General features: G+C 69.2%; 18 protein-coding genes. 5 read left to right on the top strand and 13 right to left on the bottom strand.

Going from position 1 to position 21,438, the window contains the following annotated elements; all coding sequences use genetic code 11:
• The first annotated feature begins 218 nt into the window (after positions 1-218).
• Positions 219-1,235 carry a bile acid:sodium symporter family protein gene (locus ASG87_RS01140; RefSeq protein WP_055999528.1) on the top strand — a complete coding sequence of 339 codons (1,017 nt, stop codon included), beginning with the start codon at positions 219-221 and terminating at the stop codon, positions 1,233-1,235.
• Between the two features lie 263 nt (positions 1,236-1,498).
• On the opposite strand, the gene ASG87_RS01145 is transcribed toward ASG87_RS01140, so the two are convergent.
• The 3 genes from ASG87_RS01145 to ASG87_RS01155 all read right to left on the bottom strand — a co-directional run bounded on the left by ASG87_RS01145 (position 1,499) and on the right by ASG87_RS01155 (position 5,484).
• Entirely contained in the window at positions 1,499-2,170 is a 672-nt protein-coding gene (locus ASG87_RS01145) for a hypothetical protein (RefSeq protein WP_055999532.1), read from the bottom strand.
• Between the two features lie 21 nt (positions 2,171-2,191).
• Positions 2,192-4,858 (bottom strand): magnesium-translocating P-type ATPase, encoded by a 2,667-nt coding sequence (gene mgtA, locus ASG87_RS01150; RefSeq protein WP_055999535.1) that lies wholly within the window; start codon positions 4,856-4,858, stop codon positions 2,192-2,194.
• A 371-nt stretch (positions 4,859-5,229) separates the two neighbouring features.
• The gene (locus ASG87_RS01155; RefSeq protein WP_055999538.1) at positions 5,230-5,484 is read right to left on the bottom strand and encodes a hypothetical protein; all 255 of its coding nucleotides are present in this window, start codon (positions 5,482-5,484) and stop codon (positions 5,230-5,232) included.
• A 482-nt stretch (positions 5,485-5,966) separates the two neighbouring features.
• Between ASG87_RS01155 and ASG87_RS01160 the strand changes: the two genes are divergently transcribed.
• A complete protein-coding gene (locus ASG87_RS01160; RefSeq protein ID WP_055999541.1) occupies positions 5,967-7,559 on the top strand; it encodes a sulfotransferase in 1,593 nt (530 codons plus the stop codon).
• A 196-nt stretch (positions 7,560-7,755) separates the two neighbouring features.
• On the opposite strand, the gene ASG87_RS01165 is transcribed toward ASG87_RS01160, so the two are convergent.
• Entirely contained in the window at positions 7,756-8,670 is a 915-nt protein-coding gene (locus tag ASG87_RS01165) for a LysR family transcriptional regulator (RefSeq protein WP_055999544.1), read from the bottom strand.
• A 71-nt stretch (positions 8,671-8,741) separates the two neighbouring features.
• On the opposite strand from ASG87_RS01165, the gene ASG87_RS01170 reads away from it, so the two are divergent.
• Positions 8,742-9,647, top strand: a complete 906-nt coding sequence (locus ASG87_RS01170; protein ID WP_055999547.1) for a nuclear transport factor 2 family protein — start codon at positions 8,742-8,744, stop codon at positions 9,645-9,647.
• On the opposite strand, the gene cyoE is transcribed toward ASG87_RS01170, so the two are convergent.
• From cyoE to ASG87_RS01190, 4 genes are read right to left on the bottom strand one after another with little or no spacing between them, the layout of a single operon-like run.
• Positions 9,557-10,459, bottom strand: coding sequence for a heme o synthase (gene cyoE / locus ASG87_RS01175; RefSeq protein WP_055999550.1), 903 nt, complete (start codon positions 10,457-10,459; stop codon positions 9,557-9,559). The two genes, ASG87_RS01170 and cyoE, sit on opposite strands and share 91 nt — an antisense overlap.
• The gene (locus ASG87_RS01180) at positions 10,456-11,625 is read right to left on the bottom strand and encodes a COX15/CtaA family protein (RefSeq protein WP_055999553.1); all 1,170 of its coding nucleotides are present in this window, start codon (positions 11,623-11,625) and stop codon (positions 10,456-10,458) included. The genes cyoE and ASG87_RS01180 overlap by 4 nt, the downstream gene beginning before the upstream one ends.
• On the bottom strand, positions 11,625-12,197 hold the full coding sequence (locus ASG87_RS01185) for a hypothetical protein (RefSeq protein ID WP_055999556.1): 573 nt from the start codon (positions 12,195-12,197) through the stop codon (positions 11,625-11,627). Before ASG87_RS01185 ends, ASG87_RS01180 begins: the two co-directional genes overlap by 1 nt.
• Positions 12,198-12,199: 2 nt before the next feature.
• On the bottom strand, positions 12,200-12,934 hold the full coding sequence (locus ASG87_RS01190; protein ID WP_055999559.1) for an SURF1 family protein: 735 nt from the start codon (positions 12,932-12,934) through the stop codon (positions 12,200-12,202).
• A 59-nt stretch (positions 12,935-12,993) separates the two neighbouring features.
• Between ASG87_RS01190 and ASG87_RS01195 the strand changes: the two genes are divergently transcribed.
• Positions 12,994-13,209 carry a twin transmembrane helix small protein gene (locus ASG87_RS01195; protein ID WP_082582673.1) on the top strand — a complete coding sequence of 72 codons (216 nt, stop codon included), beginning with the start codon at positions 12,994-12,996 and terminating at the stop codon, positions 13,207-13,209.
• A gap of 146 nt (positions 13,210-13,355) precedes the next feature.
• Here ASG87_RS01195 and ASG87_RS01200 read toward each other — a convergent pair whose 3' ends face one another.
• The 5 genes from ASG87_RS01200 to ASG87_RS01215 all read right to left on the bottom strand — a co-directional run bounded on the left by ASG87_RS01200 (position 13,356) and on the right by ASG87_RS01215 (position 17,612).
• Entirely contained in the window at positions 13,356-14,243 is an 888-nt protein-coding gene (locus ASG87_RS01200; RefSeq protein WP_055999562.1) for a cytochrome c oxidase subunit 3, read from the bottom strand.
• Positions 14,244-14,322: 79 nt separating this feature from the next.
• A complete protein-coding gene (locus tag ASG87_RS20560; RefSeq protein ID WP_200948959.1) occupies positions 14,323-14,463 on the bottom strand; it encodes a hypothetical protein in 141 nt (46 codons plus the stop codon).
• 45 nt (positions 14,464-14,508) lie between these two features.
• The gene (gene ctaD, locus ASG87_RS01205) at positions 14,509-16,050 is read right to left on the bottom strand and encodes a cytochrome c oxidase subunit I (RefSeq protein WP_235499534.1); all 1,542 of its coding nucleotides are present in this window, start codon (positions 16,048-16,050) and stop codon (positions 14,509-14,511) included.
• A 147-nt stretch (positions 16,051-16,197) separates the two neighbouring features.
• Positions 16,198-17,151, bottom strand: coding sequence for a cytochrome c oxidase subunit II (gene coxB, locus ASG87_RS01210; protein ID WP_056000231.1), 954 nt, complete (start codon positions 17,149-17,151; stop codon positions 16,198-16,200).
• Between the two features lie 20 nt (positions 17,152-17,171).
• Positions 17,172-17,612: a DUF2244 domain-containing protein gene (locus ASG87_RS01215; RefSeq protein WP_056000234.1), complete on the bottom strand. Its 441-nt coding sequence runs from the start codon at positions 17,610-17,612 to the stop codon at positions 17,172-17,174.
• A 263-nt stretch (positions 17,613-17,875) separates the two neighbouring features.
• Here ASG87_RS01215 and putA point away from each other — a divergent pair, with 263 nt between their 5' ends.
• Entirely contained in the window at positions 17,876-21,031 is a 3,156-nt protein-coding gene (gene putA, locus ASG87_RS01220) for a bifunctional proline dehydrogenase/L-glutamate gamma-semialdehyde dehydrogenase PutA (protein ID WP_055999567.1), read from the top strand.
• The last annotated feature ends 407 nt before the right edge of the window (positions 21,032-21,438 follow it).

Here is a 21,438-nt window from a genome sequence, read left to right on the forward strand (position 1 = left end):
TCGAGAAACCGTCACCCCAGCGAAAGCTGGGGTCCAGTGCCTTCAAACTCTGAAAATCCAAGGCACTGGATTCCTGCCTTCGCAGGAATGACGGGCGGAAGGGCGACGCCTTGAATCCCTNCGGGGGAATTCAAGGCGTCGGCGGATTCCGCGCAGAAACCAGTGGACAGGCCATCGCCGCAGTGCCGGTACAATCCCTGCCTTTGCCCGTCGTCGCCATGTCCCTGCTGCGCCAGCTCCGCCCCGACCGCTTCACCCTCGCCCTGCTCGGCACCGTGGTGCTGGCCTCGCTGCTGCCTTGCCAGGGCGAGGCGGCGCGGTGGCTGGACCGGTTGACCGATGCGGCCATCGCGCTGCTGTTCTTCCTGCACGGGGCCAAGCTCTCGCGCAACGCGATCGTGCAGGGGGCGACGCACTGGCGGCTGCACCTGGCGGTGCTGGGCTGCACCTTCGTGCTGTTCCCGCTGCTGGGCCTGCTGCTGAAGCCGCTCGGCCAGCTCCTGCTCACGCCGCAGCTGATGCTCGGCCTGCTGTTCGTGTGCACGTTGCCATCCACCGTGCAGTCGTCGATCGCGTTTACCTCGATCGCCGGCGGCAACGTGCCGGCGGCGGTGGTCAGCGCCTCGCTGTCGAGCCTGCTCGGCATCGCGCTGACCCCGCTGCTGGTGGAGCTGCTGCTCGCCACCCACGCCGGTGGCGGCGGCATAGGCTGGCAGGGCGTGCGCGACATCGTGCTGCAGTTGCTGCTGCCGTTCGTGCTCGGTCACCTGGCGCGGCCGTGGATCGGTGGCTTCGTCGACCGGCACCGCCCGCTGCTGGGCCTTACCGACCGCAGCACGATCCTGCTGGTGGTGTACGCCGCCTTCGGCGAGGCGGTGGTCGAGGGCCTGTGGCGCACCACGCCGCCGACGGCGCTGCTGCTGACGCTGGCATTGAACGGCATCCTGCTGGCACTCGCGCTGTGCGCCACCAGCTGGGCCGCGCGCCGGCTCGGCTTCGCCCGCGAGGACCGCATCACCATGGTGTTCTGCGGCTCCAAGAAGAGCCTGGCCAGCGGCATCCCGATGGCGCGGGTGCTGTTCGCCAGCCAGGCCGGCGGGCTCGGCGCGCTGCTGCTGCCGCTGATGATCTTCCACCAGTTGCAGTTGATGGTCTGCGCCGTGCTCGCCAGGCGCTACGCCATGCAGGCGCGGGCACCGGCCGCGCAGGACGGCGATACCTTCGACGCGGATTGACCCGGCCGGTTCGCCGCAACGGCTGCCATCCGGCCCATACAGTGCAACCGCCGCCTCGCCATTCCTGCGGCTTTCGACGGCCGCAGGTCCGGTCAAGCAGGACAAAGGCGAGCCTTGCAGGCGCCGGACAGTCGAAGGCTGGCTCCGAAGGGGCGAGCGCAGCGAGTCATCCAGCGACTGGATAACCCCAAAGCAGAGACGCCGGATCCCCGCTTCCGCCGGGATGACGTTTCGTTGGGATACCTGAAGGTCGTGGACAGGCCTCAGGAATCGCCCGGCGAGTAGTTGAAGCCCAGGGTCAGCCAGCGCCCGTCGCGGTCGTGGCCGGCCAGCAGGTCGCAGCTCACGCCGCGCCCGAACAGCCGGCGCAATCCGGCCTGCACCGTGCGGCCGGCACCGCGCTCGGCATACAGCTCGCCCAGGCCGATCCAGCGGGGCCCCAGCGCGTACTCCACACCCACGCCGCCGCCCGGGCGCGGACGCTCGCCGCGGGCGGCATTCCAGCCCAGGTCGGCATGCACGGTCCACGACGGACCCAGCGCCATGCTGGCGGCGACATCCGCCGTGCCCGCGGCCAGGCGCAGGCCCGGGCGGCGCCAGGCCGCGCCCAGCGAGACGGCGAAGCCCGGCGCGGCGGCATCCATGTCGCGCAGCGTGCGCTTGAGGCCGGCGACCAGCCACGGTCCCGACGGCGTCCCCGCATAGGCGCTGCCGCCCAGGCTGTACTCCATGCCGCCCAGGCCGCAGGCCGGCACCGCCGTGGCTTCACTGTCACGGCCGCGCAGGCGCAGCCAGGACTCGAGCTGGCAGTGGCCATCCGGCACGGTGCCGGCATTATCGACCCGCAGGCTGGCCCCGGCCTGCGCCGCGCGCGGCAGCGGCAGGACGGCGCCCAGAACGGCGGCCCAGACGGATGCCAGGGCAAGGCGGCGCATGGTCCGTCTCCCCGAGCATGGTCACAGCCAGCGCCCGTAGCGGCGGATGTAGACCCATTTCATCGCCTGGGTGAGCACGCAGTAGCACGCCAGCGTCGCCGCCAGCCAGGCGAAGTACGCCGGGGGCAGCGGCACCATGCCGATCTTGGCGCCGAACACGGTGAACGGCACCAGCAGCCCCGCCACGATGGTCGCCAGCGTCAGCGCCAGCACCGGCGCGGCGGCGATGCTCTGCACGAACGGGATCCGCCGCGTGCGGATCATGTGCACGATCAGCGTCTGCGACAGCAGCCCCTCGATGAACCAGCCGGACTGGAACAGCGCCTGGTGCTCCGGCCCGTTCGCGCCGAAGTAGTACCAGAGCAGCAGGAACGTGGTGATGTCGAAGATCGAGCTGACCGGGCCGATCCACACCATGAAGCGGCCGATGTCGCTGGCGTCCCAGCGCCGCGGCCGGCGCAGGTATTCCTCGTCCATGCGGTCGAACGGGATCGACAACTGCGAGATGTCGTACAGCAGGTTCTGCACCAGGATCTGCAGCGGCAGCATCGGCAGGAACGGCAGGAACGCGCTCGCCACCAGCACGCTGAACACGTTGCCGAAGTTCGAGCTGGCGGTCATCTTGATGTACTTCATGATGTTGCCGAAGGTGATCCGTCCCTCGATCACGCCCTCCTCCAGCACCATCAGGTTCTTTTCCAGCAGGATGATGTCGGCCGACTCCTTGGCGATGTCGGTGGCGGTGTCCACCGAGATGCCCACGTCCGCCTCGCGCAGCGCCGGCGCGTCGTTGATGCCGTCGCCGAGGAAGCCCACGGTGTGGCCCTGGCGCTGCAGCGACTTCACCACGCGCGCCTTCTGCAGCGGCGACATCTTGGCGAACACCGTGGTGCGCGCCACCAGCGCGTCCAGCGCCGCGTCGTCCAGCGGCTCGATGTGCTTGCCCTGGGCGGATTCCGCCACGTCCAGGCCGACCTCGCGGCAGATCTTGCGCGTCACCGCCTCGTTGTCGCCGGTGATCACCTTCACCGCCACGCCGTGGTGGTGCAGCGCGGCGATCGCCACGGCGGCCGAGTCCTTCGGCGGGTCGAGGAAGGCCAGGCAGCCGATCGCCACCAGGCCGGCCTCGTCCGCCACGCCGTAGGCGCGCCCGGCCGGCGGCTGGCGCTTCGCCGCCACCACCAGCACGCGCAGGCCGTCCTCGTTGAGGCCGCGCGTCATCGCCCGGATGTCCGCGCGCATCGCGTCGGTCATCGGCAGGATCTCGTCGCCGGCCTTGGCGTGCTCGCAGATCGCCAGCATCTCCTCCACCGCGCCCTTGCATACCAGCAGCTCGTTGCCGTCGCCGCTGCCCAGCACCACCGACATGCGGCGGCGCTGGAAGTCGAACGGGATCTCGTCGACGATGCGGTAGTGCGCCGCGATCGGCTCCAGGTCGCGGTGCGCCAGCACGGCCTTGTCCATCAGGTTCTTCAGGCCGGTCTGGAAGCGGCTGTTGAGATAGCCGTACTCCAGCGCCTCGTCGGACTCCTCGCCGTACAGGTCCAGGTGGCGTTCCAGCACGATCCTGTCCAGCGTCAGCGTGCCGGTCTTGTCGGTGCACAGCACGTCCATCGCGCCGAAGTTTTGGATCGCGTTGAGCCGCTTCACCACCACCTTGCGCCGGGACATCGCCAGCGCGCCCTTGGCGAGGTTCGCGGTGACGATCAGCGGCAGCATCTCCGGCGTGAGGCCGACCGCCACCGACAGCGCGAACAGGAACGCCTGCAGCCAGTCGTGCTTGTCGATGCCGTTGATCAGGAAGACGATCGGCACCATCACCGCCATGAAGCGGATCAGCAGCCAGCTCACCGAGTTCACGCCGCGGTCGAAGCTGGTCTGCACGCGCTGGCCGACGATGGTGCGCGCCAGCGAGCCGAGGTAGCTGCGCGGGCCGGTCGCCACCACCACGGCCGTCGCGGTGCCGCTGACCACGTTGGTGCCCATGTAGCAGACGGTGGGCAGGTCCAGCGGATTGTCCAATGCGCCATGCGGGGGCGCGTCGGCGACCTGCGCCGGCGTCGGCGCGGATTTCTCCACCGGCAGCGACTCGCCGGTGAGGATCGCCTGGCTGATGAACAGGTCCTTGGCGCCGACCAGGCGCAGGTCCGCCGGCACCATGTCGCCTGCGGCGAGATGCACGATGTCGCCGGCGACCAGCTCGCCCACCGGCACCTCGATGCGCTCGCTGTGGCCGTCGGACGCGCGGCGCGTGACGGTGGCCGTGTTGCGCACCATCGCCTTGAGCTTCTCGGCCGCCTGCGACGAGCGGTATTCCTGGGCGAAGCTCAGCAGCACGCTGATGCCCACCATCACGCCGATGATCGTCGGCCCGGTCAGGTCGCCCTCGTCGGTGAACAACTGCACGCCGGCCAGCACCAGCAGCACGATGATGAAGGGGTTCTTGAACGCGCGCAGAAGCTGCCGCGACCAGTGCGGCGGCTTCTCGTGCGATACCTCGTTGGGGCCGTCGCGGTCGAGGCGGCGGGCGATCTGCCCTTCGTCGAGTCCGCCCAGGTGCGTGTCCAGCGCGGCGAACAGGGCTTCGTTGTGGCGGAACGCTTCCAGCGCGACCGGCGCGCGCACGGGCGCGGGCGCGCCCTTGCCGGCCGCCTTGTCCGCGGCGTTCCAGGGGAAATGCTTGATCATGACTCGCTTCCGTGGATTTCGTTGATGCCTGGGCGGACCAGCGAGCCGGCGGAAGATCGCTCCGCTAAGAGCCTGTTCAAAATCTTCCTGTCGGGCTGTAATCCCTTCATGTTCCCCTGCTCGTCATTCCTGCGACTTTCAACGGCCGCAGGGCCGGTCAAGCAGGAGGCGCTTTTCAACAGCCGAAGGGCTGGTCATNCTAAAGGCACTGGATCCCGGCTTTCGCTGGGATGACGTTTCATAGGGAATGCCTAGGGGATTTTGAACAGCTTCTAACGCCGATGCCCGCTACGGCCGCATGCGCAGCCCGCACCAGGGAACTGGCGGAGGCCATCCCTTGCAGGGCCGGATGCGATCGGCCACCGGCCGCATCAGTCGCGGCCGGTCGGCAGGCATGGCTGATGGCCGTGCGCCTGCGGCACGGCGCGGTCGTGCCAGTGCGCGACCGGGCGGCCGACGGCACGGTCGGCATGCCAGTGCATGTCGATCGCGGCGGCCTGGGCCGGCGACTGCGCCAGCGGCGCCGGCACGGTGACCGTCCAGACGCGGCGGGAGGCGCCGCGGCGGATGCGCGGCAGCGAGCGGCCTGCGGTGCGCAGGCGAATGAAATCGCGAAGGAGCTTCATGGGCCCATCTCCTCGTAACGGTGCCTGCGGCAGCCGTCGGGAGGTGGGCCGGGTTTCCCTAGTCGAGGAAAGCGCCGGCCGACCGCAGGCGGTCGCCGCAGACGATCAGCTTGTTATGCGACGCCGGCATCCGATGCTCGCGGATGTCGACGTTGCGACTAGGGTAAACGTCCATATGCCTTGGTTAGTCAGGACTGGGAGCCTGCGGAGCGCGCGAGGCGCGCCGTGGGCGCGCCGTGGGCGCGCGCATTGTCTTGCTGCGATGCAAGAGTGTCAAGCTGGGAATCGCGGCTCTCTGGCGGGAGCCTTCAGGAATCGACACCCTTGCTATATTAGCGCGCCTTCGCCCGTATCCAGGCGGCCCCGACCAGGCAGCCGCGCCATCGACCGCCCTTCCCCGGCGGATCTTGGGCGGGGCGCGGATTGCGGGTCGCACCAGGCGCGGGGAACCGGCGCATCGCTCCCACCTGATCCGGACCGCCATGACGAATCCCTCCCCGCTTCGCCCCCAGGATCTGTTCGCCCTGGCTACCGGCGCACTGGAACGCGGCGATGCGCAACAGGCGCGCGAACTGGCCTCGCGACTGCTGCAGCTCGAACCGGGCCATCCGGAAACGCACTACCTGGCCGGTCGCGCCGCGCTGGAGCTGCGCCAGTTGCCGCAGGCGCTGGAACACCTGCACCGGGCCGCCAGCACGGCACCGAGGCATCCGGGCTATGCCGTGCACTTCGCCAGGGCGCTGGTCCGCGTCCACCGCACCGGCGACGCGCTGCAGGTCGCCAACGTCGCAAGCGCCCTGGCGCCGGACGATCCCTCGCTCCTGAACACGCTGGGCACGGTCTACGCGCAATGCCATGCCTCCGAGCGCGCGGCGGCGACCTTCCGGCGCGCGGCCATGCTGGCTCCCGGCGATGCCGCCTGCCAGTTCAATTTCGCCACGTCGCTGGTTCACTTCGGCGACATCGACGGCGCCGAGGCCGCGCTCGAAGCCTGCCTCGCGCTGGCGCCGGAGCACTGGGTCGCCTACGGGATCCTGTCGCGGCTTCGCAGGCAGACGCCCGAATGCAACCACCTCGACCGGCTGCAGTCGCTGGCGGACCGGCACGGCGACGATCCGGCGGCGCAACTGCAATTGCACATGGCGCTGGGCAAGGAATACGAGGACCTGGGCGACTACTCCAGGGCCTTCGCGCACTTCACCCGCGGCAAGTCGGCGAACAAGGCGGCGCGCAACTATTCCAGCGAGCGCGACGAGGCGATCGTGCAGGCGCTGATCCGCGCGTTTCCGGAACCGCGGCCCGGCCCCCCGGGCTATCGCACCGATGAACCCATCTTCATCTTCGGCATGCCGCGCTCCGGCACCACTCTGGTGGAACGTATCGTCTCCAGCCACCCCGAGGTCTATTCCGCCGGCGAACTGGAAAACTTCGGCGTCATGCTCGAACGCCTGTCCGGCGCCCGCTCGCCGGTGCTGCTGAGCCCCGACGTCGTCGAGCGCGCGCGCCACGTCGACTGGGCGCAGCTCGGCGAGCACTACCTGTCCAGCACGCGGCCCACGACGAGCCTCAAGCCGCGCTTCATCGACAAGCTGCCGCACAATTTCCTGTATGCGGGCTTCATCGCCAGCGCACTGCCGAACGCCAGGATGATCTGCCTGCGTCGCAATCCGCTGGACACCTGCCTCGGCAATTTCCGCGAGCCGTTCGCGGAAGGCTCGCCGTTCCACGCCTATTCGTTCGACCTGCTGGACATCGGCCGCTACTACATCCTGTTCGACCGCCTGATGGCGCACTGGAAGCGCGTCTTTCCCGGCCGCATCCTCGAAGTGGAATACGAGACCCTGGTCGCCACGCAGGAAGCCAGTTCGCGCCAGTTGCTCGAACACTGCGGGCTTCCGTGGAACGATGCCTGCCTGCACTTCGAGCACAACCGCGCGCCGTCGACCACCGCCAGCTCGCTGCAGGTTCGCTCGTCGATCCACCAGTCCTCGGTCAGGCGCTGGAAGAAGTACGAAGCCGAGCTGGCCGGGCTGCGCGAGCTGCTGACTGCCGCGGGCATCGACTGCGACCGCTGAACCCGGCGACGCGCCACATCGCGGCTGGAATGCCGCGGTGCCCGGCATGCTCGGTAGGCCGGCACGGGCGCAGGCAGTGCCATCAAGCAGGCGATCCTGGGCAGCGTGCTGCCGCCGTCGCCCGCATGCCGGCGACGCTGGACGGCATCGACGCGCGGAAGGCGGATCTGCCGAAGAAAGTTTCTGCGCGGCACGGTCAGCGGGTCGCGCCACGCCGGCGTGGCCGCGCCAGCTCCGCGGCGAGCCGGGCGAGCAGCGCCGTCATCGCCTCGTCTCCCTGCCGCGTCGCCGCATGGAGCGTGTTGCCGGCCTGGCGCGCGCGCAGTATGCGCAGCGGATGCAGCACGGACAGCCGCTCGGCCGTTTCCAGCGGCACGATGGAATAGCCGCGCCCGGCCGATACCGCGGCCACGGCCTCCTCCAGTTCGGAATAGTGGTCGCCCTGGTTGAGCCGGTGGCGCGCGCCGGCCAGCGCGCGCGCATGCCAATGCGCGAACACGAAGTCGCTTTCCTCGTAGGTCACGCAAGGGTGCTCGCGGCACCAGGCGGCCAGCGCTGCCGGCGCCTTCGGCACGCGCCAGGACGGCGGCGCGACCAGCACCAGCCGTTCCTCGTAGGCCGCCGCGAAGCGCAGCGAGGCGCTGCGCACGCGGGTGAAGCAGAAGCCCAGATCGGCCTGGCCCTCGCGCACGCGGCGCGCCACGTCCTCGTTGCGCTGGAACGCCAGCTCGATCGGCCGTTCGCCGGCCACGGCGAACAGCGCCGGCAGCAGCACGTAGCGCCCGAAGCCGCTCACCGCGGCCACGCGCAGCGGCGTGGCCGCGACCGGCTGCGCCGGATCGGCCGAGCGCGCCAGCAGGTCCAGCGCCTGCCGCGCCGCCGCGGCGAAGCGCGCACCCGCCGGCGTCAGCTGCAGCCCGCGGCCGAGCTTGCCGAACAACGGCTCGCCGGCCAGCGCGTGCAACTGGCGCAGGTCGTAGCTGAGCGCCGCGGCGGTCTTGTGCAGGCGCTCGGCCGCGGCCGCGGCGGAACCGGTCTCCACCACCGCGAGGAAGCCCGGCAGGAAGCGCAGCATGCGCTCGATCGATCGATTTTCCTTTTGGATCGGCATAGAAAGATTCAGTTTTACTTGCCGAAGGCGGTCGCCGCATCCTACCGGCAAACCACCGGGAGACCCATCCGATGCGCCGATCACCATGCTGGCTGCGGCCGATCCTGCTGGCCGCGCTGCTCGCCCCCTTCGCCGCCCAGGCGACCGATGCCGACGAGGCGGCCATCCGCGCCGCCGTGGCCGATTACTTCCAGGCCAACGACCGCAACGATCCGGCCCTGCTCTACCGCGCGTTCCAGCCCAGCCTGGTGATGTACTCGGTGGACGCGCACGGCGCGCTGGCGGCGCTGGAGCTGAACCGCTGGGCCAGGCGGCTGGTGCAGGCGAAGAAGCCCGAGCCCGCGCGCAAGCGCGAGATCGTGCATCTGGAACGCTACGGCGACGGCGCCAGCGTGGAGAGCCTGAGCGTGTTCGGCAGCCACCAGTTCCGCGACTTCCTCACCCTGCTCAAGGTCGGCGGGCGCTGGCGCATCGTCGGCAAGGTCTACGCCAGCCAGCCGGTCGGCACCCCGGCCACGGACACGCCGGACGGGGAAGCGCCGGTGCGCGAACTGATCGCGCAGCAGTTCCGCTCGATGGACCGCTACGACGGCAGGCTGCTCGCCCGGCTCTACGATCCGCGCGCGCTGAGCCTGTCGGTGCGCGAGGGCGAGCTGGTGGCGGTGCCGATGGGCGAATGGGCGGCACGCTTCGACGAGGCGGCCGCGCGCGGCGATTCGCCCGGGCCGGTACGGCGGCGGATCGTGCGCGTGGCCGTGTGCGGCGACGTCGCCTGGGCGCGCTTCGAGCACACGAGCCCGGGCTACCACGTGGTCGACGTCGCGCTGTTCGCGCGCGTGCACGGCCGGTGGCGGGCGGTGCACCTGGACTACGTGGCGATGCCCGATCAGCCCAGCCGCAGCACCACCGTCTGGCCGGCCGGCGGCGCCGTGATCCAGTGGTCGGCGAGCAGGAAGGCGAACAGCGCCATCAGGTAGACGATCGAGTACTTGAACACGCGCATCGCGAAGAACTCGTCCGGCGGGTTCAGCAGGCGGATCGCGTAGTAGAGGAAGCCGGCGCCCAGCACCACCGCGCCGCCCAGGTAGACCAGGCCGCTGTAGCCGGTGAGCGCCGGCAGCAGGGTCACCAGCACCAGCAGCACCGTATAGAACAGCACGTGCCAGCGCGTGTAGGACACGCCATGGGTCACTGGCAGCATCGGGATCTGCGCGCGCGCGTAGTCCTCGCGGCGGAAGATCGCCAGCGCCCAGAAATGCGGCGGCGTCCACACGAAGATGATCAGGCACAACTGCAATGCGAACGGGTGCAGCGCGCCGGTGACCGCGGTCCAGCCCAGCACCGGCGGGATCGCGCCGGCCAGGCCGCCGATCACGATGTTCTGCGGCGTGGCGCGCTTGAGGTAGGCGGTATAGACCAGCGCATAGCCGATCAGCCCGCCGAAGGTGAGCCACGCGGTGAGCGGGTTGACCAGCAGCGCCAGCACCAGCATCGAGGCGATGCCGAGCAGCACGGCGAACACCAGCACCTGGCGCGACTTGAGCGCGCCGGTGGCCAGCGGGCGCCGCGCGGTGCGCGCCATCAGCTTGTCGATGCGCTCGTCGATCAGGTGGTTGAACGCCGCGGCCGAGCCCGAGGCCATCCAGATGCCCAGGGTGCCGAACACCAGCGCGCGCCACGGCGGGATGCCGGGCACCGCCAGGAACATGCCGATCACCGCGCAGAACACCAGCAGGGCGACGACGTTCGGCTTGGTCAGTTGCAGGTATTCGCGGACGTGCGCGCTCATCGTTGCGGGCCCAGCGTGAGGAACATCGCATCATCGTGGCGCCGCTGCGTGCGCGCCAGTGTCGCCAGCAGGACGAACAGCAACAGCGCGGCCACGCCGTTGTGCAGCGTCGCCACCGGCAGCGGCAGGCCGAAGTGCACGTTGCTGATGCCCAGCAGCACCTGGGTCACCAGCACCAGCGCGATGGCGATGCCCTGCACGCGCAGGCCGCGCTTCGCCGCGCGGTGCGCCAGCCAGCCCAGGTAGAGGAACACCACCAGCGCGCCGATCCGGTGCGCGATCTGGATCGCGCTGCGCGCCGCCATGTCCAGCACGCCGCCCTCGTAGTTCACGCCGATCCCGCGCCACAGCACGAAGCCTTCCCTGAAATCGGTCGGCGGCGCCCACTGGCCCAGGCATTTCGGGAAATCGGTGCCGCAGGCCAGCGCCGCGTAGTTCGACGAGGTCCAGCCGCCCAGCGCGATCTGCGCCAGCAGCAGCACGATGCCGACCACCACCGCGCGGCGCAGCGCGGCGTAGCCGTCGTCGTCCGCGCCGACCCCGGCGAAGCGCAGCGCGGCCCAGGCCAGCAGGGCGAACGTGGTGATGCCGCCCAGCAGGTGGCCCATCACCACGATGGGCTTCAGCAGCAGGGTCACCGTCCACATGCCGAGCATCGCCTGGAAGATGATCACCGCCAGCGCCAGCACGCTGATCCGCCACGCGCCGGGGCGCCCGAGCCCGATCGCGGCGACCAGCGGCAGAGCGATCGCCAGCGCCGACAGCCACGACGAGAGCACGTGCTCGCCGCGCATGTACAGCGCCACGCCGCACGCCGCGAAGACCGCGCCGGCGATCACCGCGAAACGCGCCCACGGCTTGCGCCAGGCGGCGATCAGCGCGATGGCGAGCACCAGCACGCCGAGCGTGCCGGCGAGGAAGCGGTGCACCTGCTCGCGCCACGACTTGCCGGCCTCCACCGGGCGGTCCGGGAACGCCGCGTCGGCGCGGGCGATCTCGTGCGCCTGTTCCGGCCAGGTCACGTGGCCGTAGCAGGTCGGCCAGTCCGGACAGGACAGGCCGGCGTTGGACAGGCGCACGAACGCGCCGAACATCACCACGCCGAAGGCGAACACCGCGGCCAGCAGGGCCAGGCCGCGCAGGATCTTCACGCTGCGCGCCGCCATCACTTGACCACCTTCTGCAGGTCGCGCATCAGGCCGGTGCCGTCGAAGCCGGCCGGGTAAAGCGACAAAGCGGTGCCGTTGGACTCCACCAGCACGGCGCTGACGCTGTCCGGCGCGGCCGGGCGGAAGCGGGCGAGCTTGCCGTCGACGTCGCGCCCCAGCGACCAGAACGCGCGCATCGCGGCGAGGCGCCCGGCGTCTGCCGGCGGCTCGCCGAGGTAGAGCAGGCGCAGGCGCGACTGGTTGCGGTTGAGCATGAACCGCGCCTTCGCGATCCCGGTCAGCGTGTCGAAGCATTGCGCGGCGCAGTCCGGCCCGGCCAGCGCGATCAGGGTGAGCCGCGGCTCGCTGTCGCGCCACGGCCAGAGCCGGCCGTCGTCAAGCCGCACCTGCACCTGTTCGCTGGCGAAATTGCGCTGCGGCAGGATCGGGTGGCCGTTGCCCTTCGCGCCCGGCTGCCAGCCGGTGAAGGTGAGCAGGCCGGCCACCAGCATCGGTGCGGCGAACACCAGCATGATCAGCACCAGCTTCAGGCGGCTGCGGTTCGGGGGGGGAGTCGCGGGCTTGTTCATCGTCAATCCGTTTTCTTCGTGCGGCGCCGGCGATGCAGGATCAGGAAGATCGCCACCGCCGCCACCGCGAAACTGAACCATTGGAAGGCATAGGCGCGATGCCGGGCCGGCGGCATCGCGGACACGTCGAGCGCGTGTTCGCGCACGTAGATCGAGGCCGGGTCGGCGTCCAGCGCCAGCACGCGCGGGTACAGCGGCTGGCCCAGGTCGGCCGACAGCTCGGCGAGATCGAGGTAGATCGTGGTCTTCGGCCAGTGCGCCTGCCGCGCCAGGCTGTTGCCGCCCATCTCGAACCCGCTGCCGGGCGGCGCCAGGTAGAGGCCGTGCAGGTCCTGCGCGCCCACGGGCAGCGGCGGCAGGTCGGGCGTGCGGTCGGTGCCGTTGCCGGGCAGAAAGCCCAGGTCGACCAGCAGCAGCGGCTGCCCGTCGCGCACGCGCAGGGGCGCGTACACCTCCATCCCGCCGCGCCGGTCGTGGCGCGGGTTGTCGAGCAGGTAGGCCCGCCCGGGCAGGAACTGGCCGCGCACCCGCACGCGCGGGAAGGCATCGGCGGGCGGCGCCACGGCCACTTCCGCGAAGTCCCGCAGCGGCGCGGAACCCGCTGCGGCATACCGTCGCAGAAGCGCCTCCTTCTCGTCGGCGCGGTGCAACTGCCATACGCCCAAACGCACGAACAGCAAGGCTCCGGCCACGGTCAGCAGCACCGCCCACCACGCGGGACGCCGCCAGCCGCTCACGCGGAGGCCCCGCATGCGGCCGCTATACTGCCGTCGTCGAAGTCGTTCGGGCCAATCACGTGGAAACCATCTACAAAGTCGCGCTGGTGATCATGTTCCTGGTGGTCATCTTCAACCTGGGCCAGGCGCTGTATTTCATGATGACCGACAAGGACGGCAGCAAGCGCACGGCATGGGCGCTGACGCGCCGCATCGGCCTGTCGCTGGTGCTCATCCTGATGGTCGTGGTCGGCATCTGGATGGGCTGGCTGCACCCGCATGGAGTCATCCAGTAATTGTAGCGTCAGCCCGGCATGCGCCGCCGGGCCTGTGACAACTCGCGCCGCGCGCGTGAACGGAAGCGGCGCCAGCGCAACGGCCTGCGAGGCCGCCAACAAAAAACCCGCCTGCGGCGGGTTTTTTGTTGCTCCGTCGGTTCGCCTCAGAGGATGTAGACGAACATGAACAGGCCCAGCCACACCACGTCGACGAAGTGCCAGTACCAGGCCACCGCCTCGAAGCCGAAATGGTGGTCCTTGCTGAAGTGGCCCTTCAGCACGCGCAGCCAGATCACCGCCAGCATGATCGTGCCGAGCGTCACGTGCATGCCGTGGAAGCCGGTCAGCATGAAGAAGGTCGAGCCGTAGACGCCGCTCTGCAGCGTGAGGTTGAGCTCCTTGTAGGCCTCGATGTACTCGTGCGCCTGGAAGTACAGGAAGGTGGCGCCGAGCAGCACGGTCAGGCCGAGGAAGACCAGGATCTTGCCGCGGTGGCCGGCCTTCAGCGCATGGTGCGCAATCGTGATGGTGACGCTGGAGGTGAGCAGGATCAGCGTGTTCAGCAGCGGCAGGCCCCACGGCGCCACGGTCTGGAAGCTGCCGCCGACGCGGCCTGGGCCGCCGCCGCCGTTCGCGCCCCACGAGGCCGCGTAGTCGCTCCACAGGAACTGGTGGGTGAGCACGCCATGGCCTTCGCCGCCCAGCCACGGCACCGCGTACATGCGGGCGTAGAACAGCGCGCCGAAGAACGCGCCGAAGAACATCACCTCGGAGAAGATGAACCACATCATGCCCATGCGGAACGAGCGGTCCACCTGGCTGTTGTAGTTGCCGGCCAGCGATTCGCGGATCACCGAGCGGAACCAGCCGAAGAACATCAGCAGGATGCCGACGAAGCCGAGCGTGATCACCGACTTGCCGAAGCTCGCCTCGCCCGGCTCCGCGTTCAGCCAGTGTGCGGCGCCGAACACGGTGACGAACATGACGACCGCGGCCACGATCGGCCATGAGCTCTTGGTCGGAACGAAATAAGCGCCTTGCTGCTGACCCATGGTGAGACCCCGTGGATTTCTCTCAGATGACTTCCATCCCCGCCGGACCGCGCGGGGCACTGCTTGTGTCCTGCACCCGCTACGACAGCTTCAGCATCGACAGGATCGAGTACAGGAAGATCGCGACGGCGACCGCTCCCACCGCCCAGGCCGTGCGCCGCACGCCCTTCCGGCGCGCCTCCTGGTCGAATTTCCCTGCCTGCTGAGTCATCGTGCGCATGCCTTCCGGCCCAGGCCGCACTGGCGGCCGGGCCGGATCTTTCTCTTAGTCTTCGACGTGGCCGTGGGCGAGTTCTTCGTCGCGGATCACCGGCGGCAGCTCGAAGGTATGGAACGGCGCCGGCGACGGCACGGTCCACTCCAGGCCCTTGGCGCCTTCCCACACGCGGTCGGTCGCCTTCTTCTTCGAGAACCACACCGCGTGGATGATCACCCCGAGGAAGATGAGCTGCGAGGCGCCGAACCAGAAGCCGCCGATCGAGCTGATCATGTTGAAGTTGGCGAACGCGACGTTGTAGTCCGGGATGCGGCGCGGCATGCCGGCCAGGCCCAGGAAGTGCTGCGGGAAGAACAGCACGTTCACCGAGATCACGCTGGACCAGAAGTGCACCTTGCCCCAGGTCTCGCTGTACATGTGGCCGGTCCACTTGGGCAGCCAGTAGTACGTCGCGGCCATGATGGCGAAGGCCGCGCCGGTCACCAGCACGTAGTGGAAGTGCGCCACCACGAAGTAGGTGTCGTGGTACTGGAAGTCGGCCGGCACCAGCGCCAGCATCAGGCCGGAGAAGCCGCCGATAGTGAACAGGATGATGAAGGCGATGGCGAACAGCATCGGCGTCTCGAACGTCATCGAGCCGCCCCACATCGTCGACACCCAGTTGAACACCTTGATGCCGGTGGGCACCGAGATCAGCATGGTGGCGTACATGAAGAAGATTTCGGCGCCCAGCGGCAGACCCACCGCGAACATGTGGTGCGCCCACACGATGAACGACAGGAAGGCGATCGCGGCGATCGCGAACACCATCGCCTTGTAGCCGAAGATCGGCTTGCGCGCGAAGGTCGGCACGATCTCCGAGATGATCCCGAACGCCGGCAGGATCATGATGTACACCTCGGGGTGCCCGAAGAACCAGAAGATGTGCTGGTACAGCACCGGGTCGCCGCCGCCGGCGGCGTTGAAGAAGCTGGTGCCGAAGTACTTGTCGGTGAGCAGCATGGTCACCGCGCCCGCCAGCACCGGCATCACCGCGATCAGCAGGAACGCCGTGATCAGCCAGCTCCACACGAACACCGGCATCTTCAGGAGGTCCATGCCCGGCGCGCGCATGTTGAGGATGGTGGCGATGATGTTGATCGCGCCCATGATCGAGCTGATGCCCATCAGGTGGATGGCGAACACCGCGTAGGCCAGCGAGCCGGTCTGCAGCGACAGCGGCGGGTACATCGTCCAGCCGCCGGCCGGGCTGCCGCCCGGCATGAACAGGGTGGACAGCAGCAGCGCGAAGGCGAACGGCAGGATCCAGAACGAGAGGTTGTTCATGCGCGGCAGCGCCATGTCCGGCGCGCCGATCATCAGCGGGATCATCCAGTTACCGAGGCCCACGAAGGCCGGCATGATCGCGCCGAAGATCATCACCAGCGCATGCATGGTGGTCATCTCGTTGAAGAAGTACGGCTGCACCAGCTGCATGCCCGGCTTGAACAGCTCGGCGCGGATCACCATGGCGAAGCTGCCGCCGACGAAGAACGCCGCCAGCGAGAAGATCAGGTACAGCGTGCCGATGTCCTTGTGGTTCGTGGACATGCACCAGCGCGTGAAGAAATTCGTCGGCGCGCCGTGATGATCATCGTGGTGATCGTGGGTGGCTGCGTGGGCCATGGCCTTGCACCTCTACCTTGGAATGCGAAAACGTAAAGCGGATGGCTGGCGTCGCCGCCAGCCCTGAATGACTCAGCCCTTGGTCGGGGCGGCCGGTGCGGTGGCGCTCGCCGATGCGCCGGCGGACGCGTCCGCGGCGGGCGCGGCGGCGGCCGGCTTCTGCTGCTCGGCCAGCCACTTGGCGAAGTCCTCCTTGGACACCGCCTTCACCACGATCGGCATGAAGCCGTGGTCCTGGCCGCACAGCTCGGCGCACTGGCCGCGGTAGGTGCCCGGCGTCTTGATGTTGGCCCAGGCGGCGTTGACGATGCCCGGGATCGCGTCGATCTTCCAGCCCAGCGCCGGCACCCACCAGGAATGGATCACGTCGTCCGCGGTGATCACGAAGCGGATCTTGGTGTCCACCGGAACCACCAGCGGCTTGTCCACGTCGAGCAGGTAGGTCTGCTCGCCGTCCGCCTTCACCGCGTTCGGGTCGAGGCCCGAGCCGAGCTGGCGCGTGTCGTTGCTCTGGTCGTCCAGCTTGGACATGAAGCCGACCTTGTCGATCGCCTTGCCCTGGTAGTCGACGTAGTCGTAGCGCCACTTCCACTGGTAGCCGGTGACCTTCACGGTCATCTGCGAGCCGGTGGTGTCGGCGAACGAGGTGAGGCCGCCGGTGGCGAGGTACGCCAGCACGATCAGGATGATCACCGGGATCGTGGTCCACACGATCTCCAGCATGGTGTTGTGCGACCACTTCTCGGCCACCGCGCCGCGCGACTTGCGGAAGCGGAACATGGCGATGAACATCGCGCCGAACACCAGCACGCCGATCACCACGCACACGCCCAGCGCGACGTTGTTGAGGAAGTACGGCTCGGACGACCATTCGGTCACGCCGCGCGTCATGTTCAGCTGGCCGGGCTTGGGATTGGCCAGGGCCATGCCCGTGAACAACGCACCGGCGACCGCCGCTGCTGCCATCGCCGCGCGCTTGAAGAATGCGGGCTTGATACCGTCAGGCCTGATGCCGCCAGATGTCATGTCTTGCACCTTTGTTGAACCTACCTGCGCGACCGACCGGAAAGCTCCGCCAGCAGCACCATGAGTTTCTCCGCCAACTCGGCGCGCTCCTCATCGCTGAGGAAAGCCCCGATTTCCAGCTCCCGCCCGTGCGACCTCAGCAGCAGGCGGTGACGTTGGCCGCCCGGCGCCAGCCGCACGCGCACCCAGTAAGGCTGGAAGCGCATGCTGCGTCGCCCCGGCAGGAACCGCACCTCCAGCGACGCCTCGTCGAGGGTGATGCGCTCGCTGCGGTCGCCTGCGCGCCAGGCCACGCCCAGGGCGAAGGCCACCGCGAAGGATTCGACCAGGGCGAACAGCGGAGCGAATACGTTCCCCTGCCATGCCCCGAGCGCCGCCGTTGTCAGCGCCAGCGCCGCCAGTACCACGATCAAGCGACGCAAGCCGCGTCGGCTGAGTGCGCGATTGGGCCTGAGCCACATCGTCACGCACGGCAGGCCGGCGTCGGCTGGTCGAAGCACGATCATGGAGATCCGGCGTGCCTGGAACGGCGGAATGATAGGCCGCAGCGGCGCAACGGGCAAGAATGTCGCACCCGGCTGACCTGGATCAGGCCGCCCGCCCCGGCGCGGCCGCGCGTCCGGGCGCCGCGCCGGCCGCGCCTCGTGCGGATGCGCGCGGCCACGACTGCGGCGTACAATCGACGGTTCAACCGCTGCCCCGGCGGTCTTCAGCGACAAGTACCGTGACCCGATCCATTCTCAGCCCCGAACTTCCCGTCGAGACCACCCCGGCGCGCGCGCGCATCACAGCCGCGTGGCTGCGCGACGAAACCGAAGCGGTCAACGATCTGCTCGCCCAGGCCACCCTGTCCGCGACCGAACGCGAAAAGGTGATCGACCTGGCCGCCGACCTGGTCACCCGCGTGCGCGCCCGCGCCAAGGACCAGAGCGCGGTCGAATCCTTCATGCGCCAGTACGACCTCTCCAGCGAGGAAGGCGTGCTGCTGATGTGCGTGGCCGAGGCGCTGCTGCGCATCCCCGACAAGGCCACCGCCGACAAGCTGATCCGCGACAAGCTCGGCGACGCGGACTGGAAGAAGCACCTGGGCCAGAGCGAGTCGCTGTTCGTCAACGCCTCCACCTGGGGCCTGATGCTCACCGGCCACCTGGTGAACCTGGCCGAGGAGACCCGCCACGACTTCACCGGCGCGCTGAAGCGGCTGGTCGGCCGCGCCGGCGAGCCGGCGATCCGCCTGGCGGTGCGCCAGGCCATGCGCATCATGGGCCACCAGTTCGTGATGGGGCAGACCATCGACGAGGCGCTGGACCGCTGCGCCAGGAAGGAATACGCGGTGTACCGCTATTCCTACGACATGCTCGGCGAGTCGGCGCTGACCAGCGAGACCGCCGAGCGCTACCAGCAGGACTACCGCAACGCGATCGCCGCGATCGGCGCGCGCGGCCCGTTCGCCAACCACACCGACGCGCCGTCGATCTCGGTGAAGCTGTCGGCGCTGCACCCGCGCTACGAAGTGGCCAAGCGCGAGATCGCCCGGCGCGACCTCACCGCCAAGCTGCTGGAACTGTCGCAACTGGCGATGAAGCACGGCATCGCGCTCTCCGTCGACGCGGAAGAGGCCGACCGCCTCGAGCTCTCGCTCGACATCATCGGCGACGTCTTCGCGCATCCATCGCTGGAAGGCTGGAACGGCCTGGGGATCGTGGTGCAGGCCTACGCCAAGCGCACGCCGTTCGTGATCGACTGGCTGATCGAGACCGCGCGCGCCGCCAACCGCCGCTGGTACGTGCGCCTGGTCAAGGGCGCCTACTGGGACGCCGAGATCAAGCGCGCGCAGGAAAACGGCCTGGCCGGCTACCCGGTGTACACGCGCAAGCCGAACACCGACGTGTCCTACCTGGCCTGCGCGCGGCGCCTGTTCAACGCGGGCAGCGAGCTGATCTACCCGCAGTTCGCCACCCACAACGCGCACACCATCGCCGCGGTCAGCCACATCGCGCAGGGCCGGCCGTACGAGTACCAGCGCCTGCACGGCATGGGCACCGACCTGTACGCCGAGGTGATCGGCCCGCAGAACCTCGACGTGCCGTGCCGCGTGTACGCGCCGGTGGGCACCCACGAGGACCTGCTGCCGTACCTGGTGCGCCGCCTGCTCGAGAACGGCGCCAACACCAGCTTCGTCAACCGCGTCGTCGACGAGAGCCTGCCGGTGCGCGAGCTGGTCGCCGACCCGTGCGAGACCGTGCGCGGCTTCGCATCGATCCCCCACCCGCGCATCCCGCTGCCGGTGAATCTCTACGGTGAACTTCGGAAGAATTCCATGGGCGTCAACTTCTCCAACGACAACGAACTGAAGGCGATGGCCGACGCGGTCAACGCCAACGCCGGCCCGTGGACCGCCGGCCCGCTGGTGCCCGGCGCGACCGCCGCCGGCCCGACCGTGCAGGTGACCAACCCGGCCGACCGCCGCCAGGTCGTGGGCAGCTACGTCTGCGCCGACGCCGCCACCGTCGAGAAGGCGCTCTCCAACGCGGTCGCCGCGCAGTTCGGCTGGGACCGCCTGCCCGCCGCCAGCCGCGCCGCCATCCTCGAGCACGCCGCCGAGCAGCTCGAAGCCCGCCGCGGCGAGTTCATCGCGCTGTGCGTGCGCGAGGCCGGCAAGAGCCTGCCCGACGCCATCGCCGAAATCCGCGAGGCGGCCGACTTCCTGCGCTACTACGCCACCATGGCGCGCCGCCTGTTCGGCCAGCCGGAGCAGTTGCCCGGCCCCACCGGCGAGAGCAACCAGTTGTTCCTCAACGGCCGCGGCGTGTTCGTCTGCATCAGCCCGTGGAACTTCCCGCTGGCGATCTTCCTGGGCCAGGTCAGCGCCGCGCTCGCCGCCGGCAACAGCGTGATCGCCAAGCCGGCCGAGCAGACCAGCCTGATCGGCCATGCCGCGGTGAAGCTGCTGCACGAGGCCGGCGTGCCCGCCGACGTGCTGCAGTACCTGCCGGGCGACGGCGCCACCGTCGGCGCCGCGCTGACGAAAGACCCGCGCGTCGCCGGCGTGGCCTTCACCGGCTCCACCGAGACCGCCTGGGCGATCAACCGCGCGCTGGCCGCGCGCAACGCGCCGATCGCCGCGCTGATCGCCGAGACCGGCGGCCAGAACGCGATGATCGCCGACTCCTCCGCCCTGCCCGAGCAGATCGTCAAGGACGTGATCGCCTCGGCCTTCCAGTCCGCCGGCCAGCGCTGCTCGGCCGCGCGCGTGCTGTTCGTGCAGGAAGACATCGCCGACAAGGTCTGCGCGATGCTGGCCGGCGCGATGGCCGAGCTGAAGGTGGGCGACCCGGGCCAGCTTTCCACCGACGTGGGCCCGGTGATCGACGACGACGCGCTGAAGATCCTCACCGAGCATGCCGCGCGCATGGACGCCGAGGCGAAGAAGATCGGCGAGGTGAAGCTCGATCCGGCCGCCACCGGCGATGGCACCTTCTTCGCGCCGCGCGCCTACGAGATCGCCTCGCTGTCCACGCTGACCCGCGAGGTGTTCGGCCCGGTGCTGCACGTGATCCGCTGGAAGGGCAGCGAGCTGAAGCAGGTGGTGGAGCAGATCAACGCCACCGGCTACGGCCTCACGCTCGGCATCCACAGCCGCATCAACGACACCGTCGACTACATCAGCAGCCACGCCCGCGTCGGCAACTGCTACGTCAACCGCAACCAGATCGGCGCGGTGGTCGGCGTGCAGCCGTTCGGCGGCGAGAACCTGTCCGGCACCGGCCCCAAGGCCGGTGGCCCGCACTACCTGCTGCGCTTCGCCGGCGAGCGCACGCTCACCGTCAACACCACGGCCGCCGGCGGCAACGCGTCGCTGCTGACCATCGGCGAGTAGGCAGGCTCCGCAAAACCGCCGTCATTCCTGCGCAGGCAGGAATCCAGCGACTTTCACCAAGGCACTGGACNATGACGGGCGGAGTCCTCGTGCTTTTCGGTCACGGTCAAGGAACCGGCCGAGCGCAGGGCTCACCATCGACATCTCGACAACCGGCTGCAACACCTCGCAATCGGTCACCGGCGAGCAGGCAAGCCCCGCAAAATCGCCGTCATTCCTGCGCAGGCAGGAATCCAGCGACTTTCACCGAGGCGCTGGACTCCGGCTTTCGCCGGGGTGACGGGCAGAGGCAGCGCGTGTTCGGGTCATGGTCAAGGAACCAGCCGAGCGCAGGCTCACCATCAACATCTCGACAACCGGCTGCAACACCTCGCAGCCGATCATCGGCGAGCAAGCAAGCCCCGCAA

The organism is Frateuria sp. Soil773 (assembly GCF_001428405.1).
Lineage (GTDB): Bacteria > Pseudomonadota > Gammaproteobacteria > Xanthomonadales > Rhodanobacteraceae > LMSL01.